The 15,617-nt window shown below is 74.4% G+C and carries 14 protein-coding genes; 2 read left to right on the forward strand and 12 right to left on the reverse strand.

What is annotated here, in order from left to right; genetic code table 11:
- Nucleotides 1-100 precede the first annotated feature (100 nt).
- The 10 genes from AMK31_RS02960 to AMK31_RS03005 all read right to left on the reverse strand — a co-directional run bounded on the left by AMK31_RS02960 (nt 101) and on the right by AMK31_RS03005 (nt 11,793).
- Nucleotides 101-667, reverse strand: coding sequence for a hypothetical protein (locus AMK31_RS02960; protein ID WP_073938707.1), 567 nt, complete (start codon nt 665-667; stop codon nt 101-103).
- 37 nt (nt 668-704) lie between these two features.
- Nucleotides 705-1,247, reverse strand: coding sequence for a hypothetical protein (locus AMK31_RS02965; RefSeq protein ID WP_073938708.1), 543 nt, complete (start codon nt 1,245-1,247; stop codon nt 705-707).
- 124 nt (nt 1,248-1,371) lie between these two features.
- Nucleotides 1,372-2,181, reverse strand: coding sequence for an FkbM family methyltransferase (locus AMK31_RS02970; RefSeq protein WP_073938709.1), 810 nt, complete (start codon nt 2,179-2,181; stop codon nt 1,372-1,374).
- Nucleotides 2,178-2,405: a Trm112 family protein gene (locus AMK31_RS02975; RefSeq protein WP_073938710.1), complete on the reverse strand. Its 228-nt coding sequence runs from the start codon at nt 2,403-2,405 to the stop codon at nt 2,178-2,180. Before AMK31_RS02975 ends, AMK31_RS02970 begins: the two co-directional genes overlap by 4 nt.
- A gap of 2 nt (nt 2,406-2,407) precedes the next feature.
- Entirely contained in the window at nt 2,408-3,313 is a 906-nt protein-coding gene (locus tag AMK31_RS02980; protein WP_073938711.1) for a hypothetical protein, read from the reverse strand.
- Between the two features lie 15 nt (nt 3,314-3,328).
- Nucleotides 3,329-4,075, reverse strand: a complete 747-nt coding sequence (locus AMK31_RS02985; RefSeq protein ID WP_073938712.1) for a class I SAM-dependent methyltransferase — start codon at nt 4,073-4,075, stop codon at nt 3,329-3,331.
- The gene (locus tag AMK31_RS02990; protein WP_073938713.1) at nt 4,072-5,376 is read right to left on the reverse strand and encodes a condensation protein; all 1,305 of its coding nucleotides are present in this window, start codon (nt 5,374-5,376) and stop codon (nt 4,072-4,074) included. The genes AMK31_RS02985 and AMK31_RS02990 overlap by 4 nt, the downstream gene beginning before the upstream one ends.
- Nucleotides 5,373-9,851 (reverse strand): alpha-(1->3)-arabinofuranosyltransferase domain-containing protein, encoded by a 4,479-nt coding sequence (locus AMK31_RS02995; protein WP_073938714.1) that lies wholly within the window; start codon nt 9,849-9,851, stop codon nt 5,373-5,375. Before AMK31_RS02995 ends, AMK31_RS02990 begins: the two co-directional genes overlap by 4 nt.
- Nucleotides 9,848-10,558: a class I SAM-dependent methyltransferase gene (locus AMK31_RS03000; protein WP_338013015.1), complete on the reverse strand. Its 711-nt coding sequence runs from the start codon at nt 10,556-10,558 to the stop codon at nt 9,848-9,850. The genes AMK31_RS02995 and AMK31_RS03000 overlap by 4 nt, the downstream gene beginning before the upstream one ends.
- An 83-nt stretch (nt 10,559-10,641) precedes the next feature.
- Nucleotides 10,642-11,793 carry a glycosyltransferase family 4 protein gene (locus AMK31_RS03005; RefSeq protein ID WP_073938715.1) on the reverse strand — a complete coding sequence of 384 codons (1,152 nt, stop codon included), beginning with the start codon at nt 11,791-11,793 and terminating at the stop codon, nt 10,642-10,644.
- Between the two features lie 330 nt (nt 11,794-12,123).
- Between AMK31_RS03005 and AMK31_RS40860 the strand changes: the two genes are divergently transcribed.
- Together AMK31_RS40860 and AMK31_RS03010 are read left to right on the forward strand one after the other, a co-directional pair.
- A complete protein-coding gene (locus AMK31_RS40860; protein WP_198948404.1) occupies nt 12,124-12,282 on the forward strand; it encodes a hypothetical protein in 159 nt (52 codons plus the stop codon).
- Complete coding sequence (locus AMK31_RS03010) at nt 12,279-13,592, forward strand: helix-turn-helix domain-containing protein (protein ID WP_073938716.1); 1,314 nt, start codon at nt 12,279-12,281, stop codon at nt 13,590-13,592. Before AMK31_RS40860 ends, AMK31_RS03010 begins: the two co-directional genes overlap by 4 nt.
- Here the strand turns inward: AMK31_RS03010 and AMK31_RS03015 are convergent.
- On the reverse strand, nt 13,523-14,662 hold the full coding sequence (locus AMK31_RS03015; RefSeq protein ID WP_073938717.1) for an MBL fold metallo-hydrolase: 1,140 nt from the start codon (nt 14,660-14,662) through the stop codon (nt 13,523-13,525). The two genes, AMK31_RS03010 and AMK31_RS03015, sit on opposite strands and share 70 nt — an antisense overlap.
- Nucleotides 14,663-15,053: 391 nt before the next feature.
- Nucleotides 15,054-15,593, reverse strand: coding sequence for a DUF4262 domain-containing protein (locus AMK31_RS03020; RefSeq protein WP_079186645.1), 540 nt, complete (start codon nt 15,591-15,593; stop codon nt 15,054-15,056).
- Nucleotides 15,594-15,617: the final 24 nt, after the last annotated feature.

The raw sequence follows: 15,617 nt of genomic DNA on the forward strand, positions 1-15,617 counted from the left end.
CGGCTGCGTCCTAGGGCGGGCGTGTCGTTTGGAACAGGCCGGCTGTGAGGGACGGTGCGCGCCAGCCCCCACGACGCCGGGGTGATCCAAACGACACGCCCTAGTCCAGCAGCCGCTGGAACAGCCCCCAGGTGAACTCCGCCACCACCTCACGACCGTCCGGCCCCGTGAGCACCAGCCCCCAGCGGGTCGGTGCCGTGCCCTGGAGGGGGCGGGCGGGGGCGAAGGCGTGGGCGGCCTCGTCGATGGTGCAGGACCAGGGGGTGAGGTCGGCGAGGGTGCGGAGGGTGGGAGCGGGGGCGCCCGGGGCCCGTACCAGCCACTCGTTCCAGACCGCGCCGCCCTCCCCGACCAGTACCTCGAAGCGCAGGTCCGGCCAGAGCGGCACCGGCCACCGCCAGGCCTCGCAATCCAGGTCGCCGATGCGGCGGGGTGTCTTGGACTCGGGGGCGCCGAGCACGGAGCGGTAGCGGCCGGCCGCCGACCTGGCCCTCGGGGACCGGAGCATCGCCTGCCAGCGCTTGTTGGCCTCCCGCATGTCGGTCAGGGAGACGCCGAGGGTGCGGCGGGCGTCCGCGACCAGGTCGGCGTTGTGGTCGGCCATGCGGCGCAGCAGGACCAGCTGGAAGTCGAGGGGGGTGAAGGGGGGCCGCCCGGTACCGCTCATGGGGTGAGTCTCGCAGACGGCTCCGCCTGTGAAGGTCCTACGGAGTGTCGTGCGAGGAGTCCTCTTCCGGCGAGGCCATGCGCAGACCGGAGCTCACCGCCTCGTCGCCGATGCGTTCCAGGGAGGCCCACAGGTCCAGGTGCCGGCAGGCGCATACGGGGTCGTACGCCGCCGTGGGCAGCTGCGGTATGCGCTTCAGGCCGGTCTCGTCGAGGCGGTAGGGCACGTCGAAAGCCGTGTTCCAGCTGTCGAGGTCGGTCGTGAAGCGCCCTTCCGCCTCCGCCGCGTCGATGCCGAGGTACCGGGCGATGTCCGACCAGGAGCTGCCCCGCTCGCGTTCGTAGATCACGGCCGAGGCCAGTGCGCGCTCGGCGAGTTCGACGAGCTGGAGCGCTTGGCTGACCCGGCCTCCGGGGCCGGTGTCCGAGTCGTACTCGGTGTCGACCAGGCCCTTCGCGCTGTCGGCCACGTCCACGGCGTGGTCGCAGAGGACCAGGCGGGCCAGCGACTCACGGGTGAAACGGGCACGGTCGGCGTCGTACGGGGTCGTCTCACTGGTCGTCTCAGGCTTCTCAGTCACGCGCAGAGACTTTCACGCGGTACGCCGTCCCCGTGCCCTGGGAAGGATGCCCGACCGTGACGTGATGGCGGCGTGACGGTTCTGTGAGGAGAGGCAAGGGCTCGCGTCCCTCCCGGGTTCCCGCTCAGCGCCGGGACCTGCGGAGGCGGGCGGAGTTTCCGCCGGCGCCCGGTGTGCGGCCGACCGGGAGGAACAGGACCGAGTTGACGTAGCGGGTGCGGTCGCCCGGGGGCAGGGCGCGGCGGAGGAGGCCGTGGGTGGCGACGTGGGAGGTGGCCGCCTGGTGGGCCTCCAGGGGGAAGTCCGGGAGGCGGACCCAGGTGCGCGCCGGCAGGACCCAGCCGGCGTAGCCGAGCAGGGACAGGTAGGTGATCACCGGCTTGACGGGCTGGATGCGGGTCTCCAGTTCCACGAGGACGGCCGGGCGGTCGCGGGTCAGCAGCGCCGTCGCGCCGCGCAGGACCGCCAGCTCGCTGCCGTCCACGTCGATCTTCAGGAAGCCGACATCCGTGAGCGCCAGGTCGTCCAGGGCCACGCAGTCCACGTCCACGGCGTGGGCGTGGATGTCCCGGCGGACCAGGGAGGACACGCCTCGCGCACCCGTGTCGTCCGGCGGCAGCCAGAGCCGGGCCGTGCCGGGGCGGTCCGCGGCGGCGGCGCGGACGACCCGGACGTTGGGCGGGGCGGTCGCCGCGAGGAGGTCCGCGAGGTGCGGCACGGGCTCCACGGTTACCACGTGCCGGGCGCGGCGGCTGAGACGGCGCGTCCAGGGGCCGTACCAGCCGCCCACGTCGACCGCGGTGCCGCAGTCGGGCGGGCACAGGTCGGCGATTCTCGCCAGCTCCGGCTCGAAGCGGGGGTACACCGCGCGGGCGGCCGCTGCGACCAGCCGCGCGGGGAGGAAACGGGCCAGGCGGGCCGCGAGGGTCGTCATGGGGTCGTCCGCCTGAGCAGTTCCTCGTGCTCCTCCTCCGACACCTGCTCCCCGGACGACGGCAGCAGCTGCGGTATCCCGTCCACGATCGGGTAGCGGCGGCGCAGTCGCGGGTTGTACAGCGACTCGTCACCCTCGTGGGCGTCATCGGGTACCAGCAGGTGCAGCGGGCCCTTGTCCAGCGGGCACGCCAGGATTTTCATCAGGGGGTCGTCGGGGGTCATGGTCACGGTGGCGTCAACTCCTTACGAAGAGGGGTCGGTTGGGGTGCGGCGTCGTGCTTCGGCAGCGACAGCAGCACGGCGACCGCCAGCCCCGTGCCCGTCAGCCGCAGCGTCAGCCGCAGCGGGTCGTCCGGCAGGGCCTCGCCGAACGAGAGCGTGCCGAGTACGGCGGTGTGGAGGCTGGTCACCGTGGTGCACACCGGCACGATCAGCGAGGCCCGGCAGCGCTGCAGCGCGGCCTGCGACATGACCAGGCCGAACGCACCGGTGAACAGCAGCAGGTAGGGGTAGGGCGAGCGCAGGACGCCGGTCAGGAAGCCGGGCAGGTCGCCCGGCGTCCAGTAGCCCGACACGCCTTTGATCGCCAGCGAGCTGACCCCGTACAGCAGGCCCACCGCCACGCCGTACTCGACGCCGGTCGTCGGCAGCCGGTGGCGGCGCAGGGCGCGGCGTTCGGCGGAGCGGTACAGCCAGACGCCGGCCGCGAGGGACGGCACGCACAGCAGCAGGAGCAGGGGGTAGGGGGCGGCCCGGCTGACCGTGTCCGTGCCCTCGTCCAGCGACAGCACCACCATCAGCAGCGCGGCGAGGATCGCCCCCAGCGCGTACCGCTCCCGCCCGCTGGTCTCCTCGCCGAGCAGCCGCACCGACAGCAGCACCAGCAGCACGAGCCCGGAGACGAAGATGCCCTGCGCGGCGGCGATCGGCAGGGTGCGGTAGACGACGAGCTGAGCGGCGAACCCGGAGGCCAGCGCCAGCGATCCGGCGATCCACAGAGGGCTGCCGAGCACCAGCCGCACCAGCCGCGCCGGCTCGCGGACCGTCACCTGCGGCAGCCTGGCCAGCGCCCGCTTCTCCAGTACGAAGCCGCCGCTGTAGAGGACGTTCGCCAGCAGGGCGGCGGCCACTCCCCACCACACGGGCTACGTCCTTCGCGCGTGCAGCAGGAGGATCGAGGCGAGGGACGGTCTGACGCAGGCCAGGCGGTCCAGGGCGCGCAGCGGGCGCGGCACGCCGTGGAAGGGCGCCCCCGTCAGACGTACGACCTCGAAGCCCGCCGCCGTCACGAACTCCCGCAGCGCCCGGGCCGTGTAGAGGCGCAGATGGCCCACCACCTCCCGCCCCGGTCTGCCGTGGATCGCGCGCAGGCTGACCTCGGAGAACACCGGCTGTATCCCGGCGGCCAGCAGGGCGCGGTTGTACCAGGCGGCCAGGTTCGGGGTGGACAGCATCAGATGGCCGCCGGGGCGCAGCACACGGCGGATCTCGTCGAGCGCGGCGTCCGGGTCGACCAGGTGCTCCACGACCTCGCTGAACAGCACGGCGTCCGCCGCCCCGGTGCGCAGCGGCAGCCCGCCGTCCGTGAGCTCGCCGCGCACCGCGTACGGCAGCCGGGTGCGGGCGCGGGCGAGGGCGTCCTGGGACCAGTCGACGCCGACGATGCGGTGGCCGGGCAGGAGGGGCGCCGCCGTGGCCGCCGCGGTGCCGTCGCCGCAGCCGATGTCGACGATCACGCGTCCGCCGCCGGGGCCCGCCGGGCCGAGCGCGGCGGCCAGCAGGCGGGCCTGGCGCAGCGAGCGCGGGGTGCCGGAGGCGACGGGGACGGCGGGGTTCTCGTAGAAGTCGCGCAGTCCGCGCGTTCCGGTGGGCTTCTCTGGCGCGGTCGTCATGGCGCGGGGACCTCCGTCGAGTGCAGGTGGTGCGCGAACAGGTCCCGCAGCCGTACGCCGTCGCCGTCGCCGAGCAGGGTGCGGGACCAGCGCAGGGCCAGATGCAGCCGGCCGGCCGTGGAGGCGGTGGTGACCGTCAGGCCGCGCGGCATCCGGGCGGGCGCCGAGAACCACACCGCCCGCGCCCGGCCCGCCTCCGCGCCGAAGTCCAGCGGGTACGGGATGCGGCCGATGTTGCTGAGCAGGATCGTGGACGTCCAGGGGGACGCCGCCCGCCGCAGCGCACGGGTGGCCGCGGCCCGCCAGGCGACGGGCACGACGGGCGCCGTCAACAGGGCGGCTCCGTGGCCGAGTTGCGGGCGCGGGAGGGACTTCAGGGCACGGGTGCGGGTGGCGGTGCGGTGCAGAAGGGCCGCCATGTCGCCGCCGTCGTGCATCAACTCCTCCCACCTGTACGGCACTTCGACCAGCCGTGTGCCGTTGCCGATGGGCATGGTGAGGTCGCGGGGGCGGTCGTCGACGGGCATGGTGATGCGCAGGGGGCGTGGGCGGGCGCCGTGCTCGCGGTTCCAGTGGGCGACGGTCAGCGCCGTGGCGACCATGAGCTGGTCGTTCACCGTGTACGGGGCGCCTTTCGGGCGGTGCGGGAGCGGGAGTTCCGCGACCAGCAGCCCGTTGCCGGGGGTGGTGGACGGGGTGCCGGGGGCGACCCGGGCCGGCCGGGACCAGTTGGACGGGGCGTCGCCGGGGACCCGCGGGGGTTCGACGGCCCGTACGGGCGGTGCGGCGGGGGAGTTGTCCCGGCCGCCGTACAGCTCCGCGGCCGTCGCGACGACCCGCAGGCAGGCCGGGCCGTCCAGGGCGGTGTGGTTGACGGTGAGCACGAGTACCGTGCCGCCGCCGTCCTCCGGCACCGCCTCCAGCCGCACCGGCGGCGCCGTCGTCAGCGGCGGCGCCTGGGCCAGCGCCCGCGTCCGGGCGTCCCGCACCGCGTCCGGGCCCGGCGCCGGGAACGCCACCACCGGCCCGTCCGGCTCCGGCGTCAGCTCCCACTCGTAGCGGCGCCGGTACCAGCGTCCCGGCGCCTCACGCATCAGGATCCGCGGATGCCGGCGCAGCGCCTCCCCGAAGGCCTTGGTGAGCCGTGCCGGGTCGACCGGGCCCGGCAGCCGCACCTCGATGTGCACCGTCTCCGGTTCCTCGTCCTGGAGGCAGTGCCGGGCGATCTCGTCCACGACCGGGAACGGCACGCGGCGCACCGGCCGGTCGCCGGGCCACGCCGGACGCCCGACCGCGGTCACGGGCGCTCACCGCCCACGCCCTCACCCGGCGCCCCCCGCTTCCGGAACCGGCCCGGCGCGGGCGGCGGATCGGGCAGGGGACTCCCGCCGGGGGCCCGCGCGGTGAGCGTCGGGCCGGTGGCCGGGCGGGGGAGGGGGAGGGGGGCCGTGGGCGGTTCCTGGGCGCCGGATGGCGGGCCACCGGCTGGGCTCGGCGGCGGGCCACCGGCCGGGACCGGACCACCGGCCGGGACCGGGCCACCGGGCGGGACCGGGCCACCGGCCGGTACGGACGGCGAGCCACCCGCCGGTACCGACCCCGAGTCACCCCCCGCCCCCGCCGCCACCGGCGGCATCACCGCCGTATCACCGGACCCGCCACCCGACTCGCCCCCGCCCCCCTCCCGCACACTCACCAACGCCGCGAACAACCCCACCAACGCCAGCAGCTGCGCCGTACGCCCGAACGCGCCGCCCCCGTCCCCCACCGGCTCCCCGGCGCTCGCCGCGGCGATGAGTCCCGCTCCCGCCGGTCCCAGGAACGCGACCGGGACGAGGAGGGCGTGCCGGTGGTGTGCCAGCAGGGCGAGCGCCGGGATCAGCAGAGCCGGCCACCCGGCGACGATCACGCCCACCACCGTCAGCGCCACCGTGCCCAGCCACAGCCCCGGCGTCGGCGGCAGTGGCTGCGGCGGGTCGGGGTTGGCGGCGCGGCGGCGCCACAGCACCAGGCCGACCAGGGCGGCGAGTCCGACGCCGCCGCCGATCAGCGCGGCGTCGTAGGCCGTCGCCGGCTCGTACGACAGGCGGACGGTGCCGCCCGCGCCGGCCGGGATCCGCCAGCCCTGCTGCCAGCCGTCGAGGCGGACCGGGGTGAGCTCCCGCCCGTTGAGGGTGGCGCGCCAGCCGTCGTTGTGGTTCTCGTACGTCGTCAGGTACGTGGCGGCGCCCGCGCCGACGGTGAGTTCGCGGCGGTCGCCGAGCCAGTCCCGTATCCGCAGGTCACGGTCGGAGGTCACCGGCTGCGGGGCGGTGCCCCGGGTGAGGGTGACGTCGGTGACGACGAGCGGGCCGGCGTCGCCCGCCTCCACTCGGTGGCTGCCCGCGGTCAGTTCGAGACCGCCGGCCGGGCAGAGGGTGACGTCGACCGGCCGCCGCTCCACCAGGTCCCGCACGGTCCCCTTGACGCCGGTCCGGTACAGCTCCCCGTCCACGGCCAGCACCGGGCCCTTGCCGCAGGGCAGGGTGAAGGCGCGGGTGGGGGCGGGCTGCGGGGTGCGGTAGCGGTCGAGGGCGGGGACGTAGGCCTCGGTGAGGCCGACGGGGAGTTGCAGGTCCTCGTCGACGACCGGGTTGTAGAGGGTCAGCGGGGCCGTCTCGGTGATCGTGATGTCCAGGCGGTCGGTGGTGATCGGCGGGAAGCGGACCCAGCCGTTCTCGTCGACCGACGCGATCGCCGCGCCGTCCGGGGAGCTGAGCTGGACCTGGGACGGCCGGGACGACAGTCCGCCGGCCGCCGCCAGCACCAGTTCGCCCACCGGCTGCTTGTCCGGCCAGCTCAGATGGATCGTCGGCCGGTCGCCCGCGATCCACGCCGTGGTCAGGTCACCGTCGGTGAGGTTGCGGGCGGCCAGTCCGGTGCCGAGGCGGGCGGTGGAGTCGGCGGTCGCGGTGATGCGGTCCTGCTGCTCGGGCGCGACCTCGTACAGCAGCCGGTCCAGCTCCGGTCCGGGCACCGCGACCGCGCTCGCCGTCACCTCGTACGTGCCGGCCGTGCCCGTGGTGAAGCGGCGGTGCAGTCCGGGCTCGGTGCCGGTCGGGGACATCCCGGCGGGGTCGGCGACGCGGTGCAGGGAGACGATCTCCGTGTCGGCCGTCGTGCGGGCCGCGTCCGCCGGGAGCCGCAGCATCCGCGTGACCTGCACCCGGGGCAGGTCGATCCCGGCGAAGCCCGCGCCGAGCAGCCCGGCCCGCCGCGCCACCGAGTCGACGATCGTCAGCTTCATCCAGCGGGTCTCGCCCCGGGGCGCCTTGACGGTCTGCGTCGACCCGTCCGGCCGCAGCGGGCTCGTCACCCGTCCCCGCTCGGTCTCCACCCGCACCCGCGTCGGCGCCGACCGGACTCCCTCCTGCGGCAGCGGGGTCACCTCGAACGAGGACGGCATCGCATAGCCGTCGCCGGTGAACCCGATCCGCAGCCACTGCCCGTCCGGGGAGCCGTCGGAGCCTTCCGTCCACACCGTGCCGGGATCGCCGTCGAAGGCGTTCACCGGGTCGAACTGCGGCAGGTGGAAGAACCAGCTGCCGTACGAGGACGCGGTCACCGAGCGGGCGCCGCGCAGCTCCGCCACCGTCTGGTGGTCCTGGCCGGTCACCGGCAGGATCTGGTGCGGCGGCTCACCCGCGTCCTGGTGGGCGTCCGGCGCGTTGCGCTCGTCGCGGGTGTACGGGTACGACGTGTTGGCGTTGACCAGCCCGAACCGGGTGTCCGCGCGGCGCAGCCCGTCACCGGTCACCTGGAGCTTCGGGGAGCCGAGGCCGGGATGGTGGTCGCCGGTGAGGACGGTGGCCCGGCCGCGCAGCCCGGCGGCGAGCGGCAGCAGCGCCTCGGGGCCGCCGGAGACCCGGGCGGTGTCGGCGACCGGGTGCAGCGCCGCCTGCCCGGGGCGCGGTACGGCCGGGTCGGCGGGCCGGTAGATCTCCACCGCCCGCTGCCTCGGGTACAGGCCCTCGACCTGGAGCGGGGTGTCGTCGGCGATCCGGCCGCCGGTCATGACGGGGCCGAGCCCGGTGACCCGCTCGTAGCCGGACTGTTCGAGGGTGCGCTTGACGGTGGCGGTCGGGGTGTAGCCGATCTGGTCGGGGTCGAGGTCGTTGCGGACGACGACGTGGAAGACGCCCGCCCGGCTCAGGTAGTCGGCGAGGCCCGGCACTTCGCCGCCCGTCGCCAGCGCCTGCTCGACCGCGTCCATGGCGCGCCGGTTGCCGGGAGTGCCGAAGGGGACGTAGTCGCGCTGCGCCCAGCGGGAGCCGGCGAGCACGTCGAGCGGCTGGTCGATGGTCGAGCCCCACGTGTACAGGCCGTGCGCGGTCGCGGGGACGACGAGGGCGCGGGAGTCGGGGGAGTACTTCTCCAGCCAGTCGGCCGTGGCCTGCCAGTACTTCGGCAGCTCCTTGAACGACCCCGGGTTCAGGATGGACCCGTTGAGGTACGGCCACACCAGCCCCGGCAGCACCAGCACCGCCGCGACCAGCGGGGCGTACCGGCGGCCGGGCACCCGGCGCGCGCCGCGCGGCTCGGCGGCGACCGCGACGAGATGCGCCAGCCCGAGGACCAGGGCCAGCGCGAGCCCGGTCTGGAACTTGTAGATGTTGCGGAAGGGCGCCAGCCATCCGTTCAGCCAGTCCTGCACGGTCCCGTGGAACGGCGCCCCGAACCCGCCCCCGTACCCGGCGAGCAGCACCAGCGCGCACACCAGCACCGTCAGCACCAGCCAGCGCCGCTCCGGCAGGTCCCGCCGCGCGAGTCCGGCCAGCCCGAGCCCGGCCGCGAGCGCCGAGCAGACGACCACCACCGCCGAGGCGGCGACCGTCCACCCGGCGGGCAGCCACGCCTCCCCGAAGTGCAGATACGCCACCCAGTTCCCGGCGCCGCGCAGCGCCTCCGTCGCCGACATGGTGGCCGTCGTGGTCTGCGAACTCTCCACGTAAGGCAGGAAGTTCTCCCCGTACACGCCGAGCAGCAGCAGCGGCACCCACCACCAGGCGGTCGCCACCAGCACACCCGGCACCCACCAGGCGATCAGCTTGCGCTGCCGGGGCCCCGGCGGGCGGGACAGCAGATACAGCCCCACCGGCAGCAGCGACGCCAGCGTCGACGCCGCGTTCACGCCACCCATGAACGGCACCAGCAGCGCCGAGCGCAGCGCGGCCACCCGGGCGCCGTACCGCTCGTCCGTCAGCGGCAGCAGCACCCACGGCAGGAACGCGCCCGGCAGCGCGGCGGCCGACGTCGAGCCGACGACCGTGGTGAACACCGGCCACAGCGCGTACGCCACCGCCGCGAGCAGCCGGGTCGCCGGGCTGCCGATCCGCAGCCGCTCGGCGAGCCGCAGCGCCCCCCAGAAGGCCACGGTCACCACCAGCGACATCCACAGCCGCTCGGCGATCCACACCGGTATCTCCACCGTCCGGCACAGCCAGTGGAACGGCAGCATCGGCCACAGATAGCCGGCGTACTGGTCCTGGATGCCGCCGAACCCGCCCCGGTCGTGCCACAGCTGGCCCAGGTCGGCGAGGAACCGCCCCGGGTCGACGGTCACCCCCAGCTTGGTGTCGAAGGTCTGCCGGCCGGGTTGAACGGCCAGGAACGCGACGAAGACCACGGCCCAGAACCCCAGCAGCCAGCGCCGCGAACGGGGGCCGTGGGGCGGTCCCGCGGTGGTCGCGGAGGTGGGGACGGCTGCCGGGGGAGGGGCCTGGACCGTGGTCGTCATTCGGGACACCGCCGGAGGATGAGGAGGAGGTTCCAGGTGGCCACCTCACGCAGACCGGGGACCTTCACGATCGCCTCGGTGAGGAACGGCCAGTAGCGGGAGCGGGCCGTGACGAGCGTGACGTCGTCCCGGGCGCGCACCTGCCTGAGGGTGGGGCCGATGTGCACGGCGAACAGGTTCTCGCCGAGGGTGTGCTTGGCGGGCCGCCCGGTGCGGCGCAGGTAGCGGGCGCGGGCCCGGTCGGCGCCGAGGTAGTGCCAGGGCGCCCACTCGTGACCGCCCCACGGGGACAGCCAGTTGGTGAACGACACGTAGATCAGCCCGCCGGGCCGGGTGACCCGCGCCAGCTCGCTGAGGAACGTCTGCGGGTCCGCGACGTGCTCCAGCACGTTGGAGGAGAACGTGACGTCGGCGAACCCGTCGGACAACGGCAGCAGATACCCGTCCGCGACGACCGCCCCCTCGGGCGGCTTCTCACCCAGTTCCCGCACATCCGGCTCGAACAGATACGCCTGCGCGCCCCGCCGCCGGAACTCCGCGGTGAAGTACCCGCTGCCGCCGCCCACGTCGACGACCGTGCGACCGGCGACGGGCCCGTCGCAGGCCTCGACCTGATCGACGGAGTGGCGGGCGAGCAGCGAGTAACACCCGTCCGGGTCCTCCTGCTCTCGCAGAAAGGCACGGAACAGATTGACGGACTGGCGCAAGGACGCCGCCCAGGGGCGCGGGGCTATGACATTTGCGGCTCCGCCGCGTGGGCGCGACAAGCCACGAACAACCCGCAGCCGTGTCACGAAGCCCAACCCCGTACCGCCTCGGACGCGACCACCCGGAACTGCCGGACAGTCCGCTCCCACCGGTACCGCGCCGCATGATCCCGCGCCGCCTTGCCCATGATCTCCCGGCGCCGCCCCGACAGGGCCAGCGTGCACCACGCCGCCGCGAACGAGGACTCGCCGTGCGCCAGCACACCCGTCTCCCCGTCCACGACGGAATCCCGCAGCCCCGGCACGTCGAACGCGATCGCCGGCGTCTCCCGCGCCGCCGCCTCGGTGACGACGAGCCCCCATCCCTCGACCGCCGAGGGATGCAGCAGCAGCCACGCCGCGCACAGCAGCCGGTGCTTCTCCGCGTCGGAGACATGGCCGGTGAACTCGACGCCGGGCCCGGCGAGCCGCCGCAGCCGGTCCCGTTCGGGGCCGTCGCCGACGATGACGAGCCGGCCGCCGGTGACGGGCCGCACCCGTTCCCACAGCCGCAGCAGCAGATCGATCCGCTTGTACTCGACGAGCCGCCCGACCGCCACGAACAGCGGCTCCGGCGACCGGTCGGCCCGCGGACCCGGGTCCTCCACCCCGTTGTGCACCACGCGGATGCGGTCCCGTTCGACGCCGATCGCGCGCAGCGCGTGCGCCGTCGACGGTGACACGGCCACCAGCAGACTCCGGGACTGCGCCCCGGTCAGTGCCCAGTGCTCGAGTCTTCGGCCGATCCGCGCGGCGGGCGCGAGGGGGCCGCCGAACCGCATCCTCCACAGGTCGGTGTGAACGTGGTTGACCAGGCACATCGTCGGGCCGCGATGCCACAGCGGCGCGAGGTACGGCATCCCGTTGCACACCTCCACCAGCAGATCGGTCTCACCGACCTGGCGGGCGAAGGCGGAGCGGGCCCGCAGATAGTGGTCGTAGGGGCCGCCCACCGAGACGACACGGTAGTCGCGGTAGGACGCGGGCCCGCCACACAGCAGCGTGACCTCGTGGCCCAGCCGGGTCAGGCCCTCGGCGAGGCGGTCGACGAGCAGTTCGGAGCCCCCGGCGGCGGGATTGCCGAGGTCACGGTGGGCGAGGAAGACGATGCGGCGCGGCGGTGGGGGGAGCGCCGTGGGGCGGTGCTGCGGCGGCGCGGGGAGTGCTGCGCGCAGCGGGGGCACGTGCTGGGGCATGGGTGCTCCAACTCGTCTCGGGGTGCGGAACCCGGCGTGGGGGAGGGGGTGTTCCGGTGGTGCTTCTCGCTGGGACTCTGTGGACTCGCTGTGTCCGGGGTGGGTGGACAGTTTTGGCCCAGGGCATCGCCACGGCTACTCACCGGGATGACAATTTCGGCGGTTGTTGTAGCTGACGTCACGTCATTTCGTGAGCGCTGCCGGGAGTCTTCCCTTGACTCGGTGTGACCGCCGTGTCGACACTGAGCTGCGACAGGCAGGGGCGGGACTCCCGGGGTGGGAGGACCTCCGGACGATCTCCGGACTCCGGACCAGAGAGGCAGACCCCGCATGTCCAGACTGCTCGCCGCCACCGTCACCGTCGTGGCCGCCGCCACCCTCGCCGTCGCCGCCGCGTTCGGCGTCGTCGCGCTGCTCGAAACCACCCCCGACCAGCCGGACACCCCACTGATCACATACGAGGAAGCGGGCCGGGGGAGCCGGCCTTGACCGCCGACCGGACCGCGACGCTCACCCCGCGCTCCGCCTGGCACGACGTGCCCCGGATGCAGGTGCGCCGGTTCTCCGCGATCGCCCTCGCCGAGGCGCCCGCGCTCGCCGAGGAGATCATGCGGGAGATCCGCCGCGAGTACCCGCACCTGCCCGTCGTGCTGGACGAGAACGGCGAGCCGATGGCGCTGGTCGGCATCCGCCGCGCCATCGAGTGCTTCGTGCAGCACCTGGAGCACGTCCACGACGCGGCCGGCCGCCCCACCGTGCCGCCCGGCCTCTTCGAGAACTTCGGCCGCGGCGAGGGACTGAACGGCCGCAGCCTGGACTCCCTCCAGGCCATCTACCGGATGGGCGTACGCCTGGCCTGGCGCCGGTTCGCCGACATCGGCCAGCGCGTGGAGATCCCGCCGCCCGCGATGTACGAACTCGTCGACGCAGGCTACGAGTACCTCGACGGCCTCGTCGACCAGTCCGTGCGCGGCTACGCCGAGGCCGCCGCCCGGCAGGCCGGGGAACGGCTGCGCCACCAGCGCCGCCTGCTGGAGGTGCTGCTCGCCGAGACGCACCGCGACGACCCCGCCGACGCCCTCGTCGAACGGGCCGCGCGGATCGGCTGGCCACTGCCCGAGAAGGTCGCCGTCGGCGTGCTGCTGCGCCCCGCCCGGGAGGCGGTCGCGCCCGCCGTCGGGCAGGGCGTGCTGCTCGACATGGAGTACGAGCGGCCCCGCATGGTCGTGCCCGAACCGGACGCCGCCGGCCGGCCCGAACTGCTGCACCGCACGCTGACCGGCTGGGCCGGCGCCATCGGCCCGCCCGTACCGCTCGCCGAGGCCGCCAAGTCCCTGAACTGGGCCGAGGCCGCCGTACGCCTCATGGAACGGCGGCTGCTGCCCGCCGGGGAGGTGCTGTTCTGCACCGAGCACACCGAGGCGCTGGTGCTGCTCCAGCCCGAGGAGCTGATCGACGACCTCGCCGCGCGCTGCCTCGCCCCGCTCGCCGCGTGCGGGCCCACCCACGGGCGGCGGCTCGCGGAGACCCTGCTGGCGTGGCTGGAGACCCGGGGCGGGGCGCCCGAGGTGGCCGCTCGGCTCGGCGTTCATCCGCAGACCGTCCGTTACCGCTTACGACAGATACGGCAGTTGTGGGGCGACGGCATCGACGACCCCGACCGGCGCTTCGAACTGGAGCTGGTGCTGCGCGCGCAGCGGCTGCGCGGCGAGATCGGCCGCAGCGGGCCTCAGCCGCGCCGCGCCCGCCCCACCGGCAGACGCACCAGGTCCCGGCCCACCACGACCCGCCCCGAGTAGCCCTGCCGCACCTTCGCGTCCCAGGTGCTGTCGGGGACGATGTTGATCGCCCCGGGCACCAGATGGCTCAGCACCAGCGTCTCCACCCCGGCCCGCTCGGCGAGCGGCCCCAGCCTGCTCGCGTCGGTGTGGCTGATCTCCATGTGCCGCAGCTGGGCGGGTTTCAGCCCGCCGAGCCTCAGCGTGGCGAGGTCCATCACCTCGTGCACCAGGATGTCCGCGCCGCGGGCCAGCCGTGCCACGTTCCCGCAGGGCGCGGTGTCCCCGCTGAACACCACCGAGCCGTCGGCGGTGTCGAAGCGGAACGCGAAGGAGGGGAACACCGGCGGATGCTCCACCAGCGTCGCCGTCACCCGCACCCGCTCGTCCCGCATCACCTCGAACGGCTTCATCGGCGGCGCCATCAGCCGGTCCGGCCCGGCGCCCTTCGGCATCCGGAACCGGATGTCGTGCGCCACGATCAGGTCGCGGATGTCCGGCCATCCCTCACTGCGCATCCGTACGTTGATGTCGTACGCCGTGCCCTGGATGTGCCGCCGCAGCAGCTCGGCCGTGCCCGGCGCGGGGGACGACGGGCTGACCGTGTCCACCGACCGCCCGGCCGGATGGACCGCCGGCAGTTCCCCCGCCGACCCCGGCCCGTACACGTGCACCGGCCCGCCCAGCGGCTGGAACCCCCCGAACCGCAGCCACAGCAGGGCGTACAGGTCGGCGAGGTGGTCGGAGTGGAGGTGCGTCACGAACACGCCGTCCAGCTGGCCGGCGGTCAGCGCCGCCTCCGCGTACCGGCCGAACGCCCCCGGCCCGCAGTCCACCAGATACACCCGCCCGTCCACCACCAGCGCCGAGGAGATCCCGGCCCTGCCGTACATGGGCACGGGCCCGCCGCTGGTGCCGAGCAGCACCAGCTCCGTGCGGGAGCCCCCCTTGGCGGGAGTGGCGGTGGCGGGCGTGGGCCGCAGGGACAACGCGGCGGCGGCGCCGAGCCCCGAGGCAGCGGCGGCGGTACGCAGGACGGTCCGGCGGGTGTGAGCGACCGGGGTGACGGATGCGTCAGGGGAATTGGGCATGGCGAATCCCGAGGTGACGAAGGGACGTACGGGCTGCGGGTACGCGGTGAAGCCGCGTCGACAGGTGAGGTTCCTGCCAGCAGTCAACGGCGCGGACGCCCCTCGGGCTTTGGTCCCACCGCCCAAACTCCGGCCGCTGTTTGGGATCGGGGGACATCAGACGCGGCGATGCGCTATCCGCCGCCGAAACCTCACAAGGGCAGCCGGCCCGGCCACCCCAGGGGTGTGCCGCCTGGTTCGCACATGCTTTCCGGGCGGCCCGGTGAGGCGTGCCCCCCGTCGTCCGGTCACCTTGCGCATCACGGCCCACAGCACGGTCGACACCGTGGCCACGCCGGTCGAGGCGATCACCAGCAAGAACAGCTGGCCCGGACCCTGTACCGCACTCCTGTCACAGTTCGGTCCACGGCCCGTCCGACTCCTTCTTCGGGACCCACAGCAGCGGCTGGCTCGCGCGGCAGTACTCGTCGACGCCGTCGTCCCAGGGAAAGCGGCCCGTCTTGTCCGGCCAGAACAACTGGGTGACGGGCATCGGCGGACGCTGGTAGAAGTCGATGCCCGCGCCGAAGAAGTCACGGTACCAGCTGGAGTGGACGGAGCGGACGATCACCTCCCGGCCGTCCAGGACGTCGGCGCGGCGCTGGTCGCGGGCGAGGGGCGCGCCGTCGCGGACCGCGGTCCCGGCGGCGTTCACCACGTGCAGCGCCGTTCGCGCGGGCAGGCCGAAGACACTCACCTCGGGGCTGCGCAGGGTGTGCCACAGGCCGATGGAGTAGCCCCAGTCGGCGGGGGCGTCGTCACCGAGCACGCCCATCGCGTGCCAGTCGTGAGCGGTGACGTCACGCGCGATGCGGCCGTCGCGCTCGTCCCAGGCGGCGTCGCCGCCTTCGGCGGGGTGGCAGAGGAGGCAGTGGCAGGGTCTGTCGGTCATCCGGGGAGTCTAGGATCCGCGCGA

Origin of the sequence: Streptomyces sp. TSRI0107 (assembly GCF_001905845.1) — a bacterium.
Classification (GTDB): Bacteria; Actinomycetota; Actinomycetes; order Streptomycetales; family Streptomycetaceae; genus Streptomyces.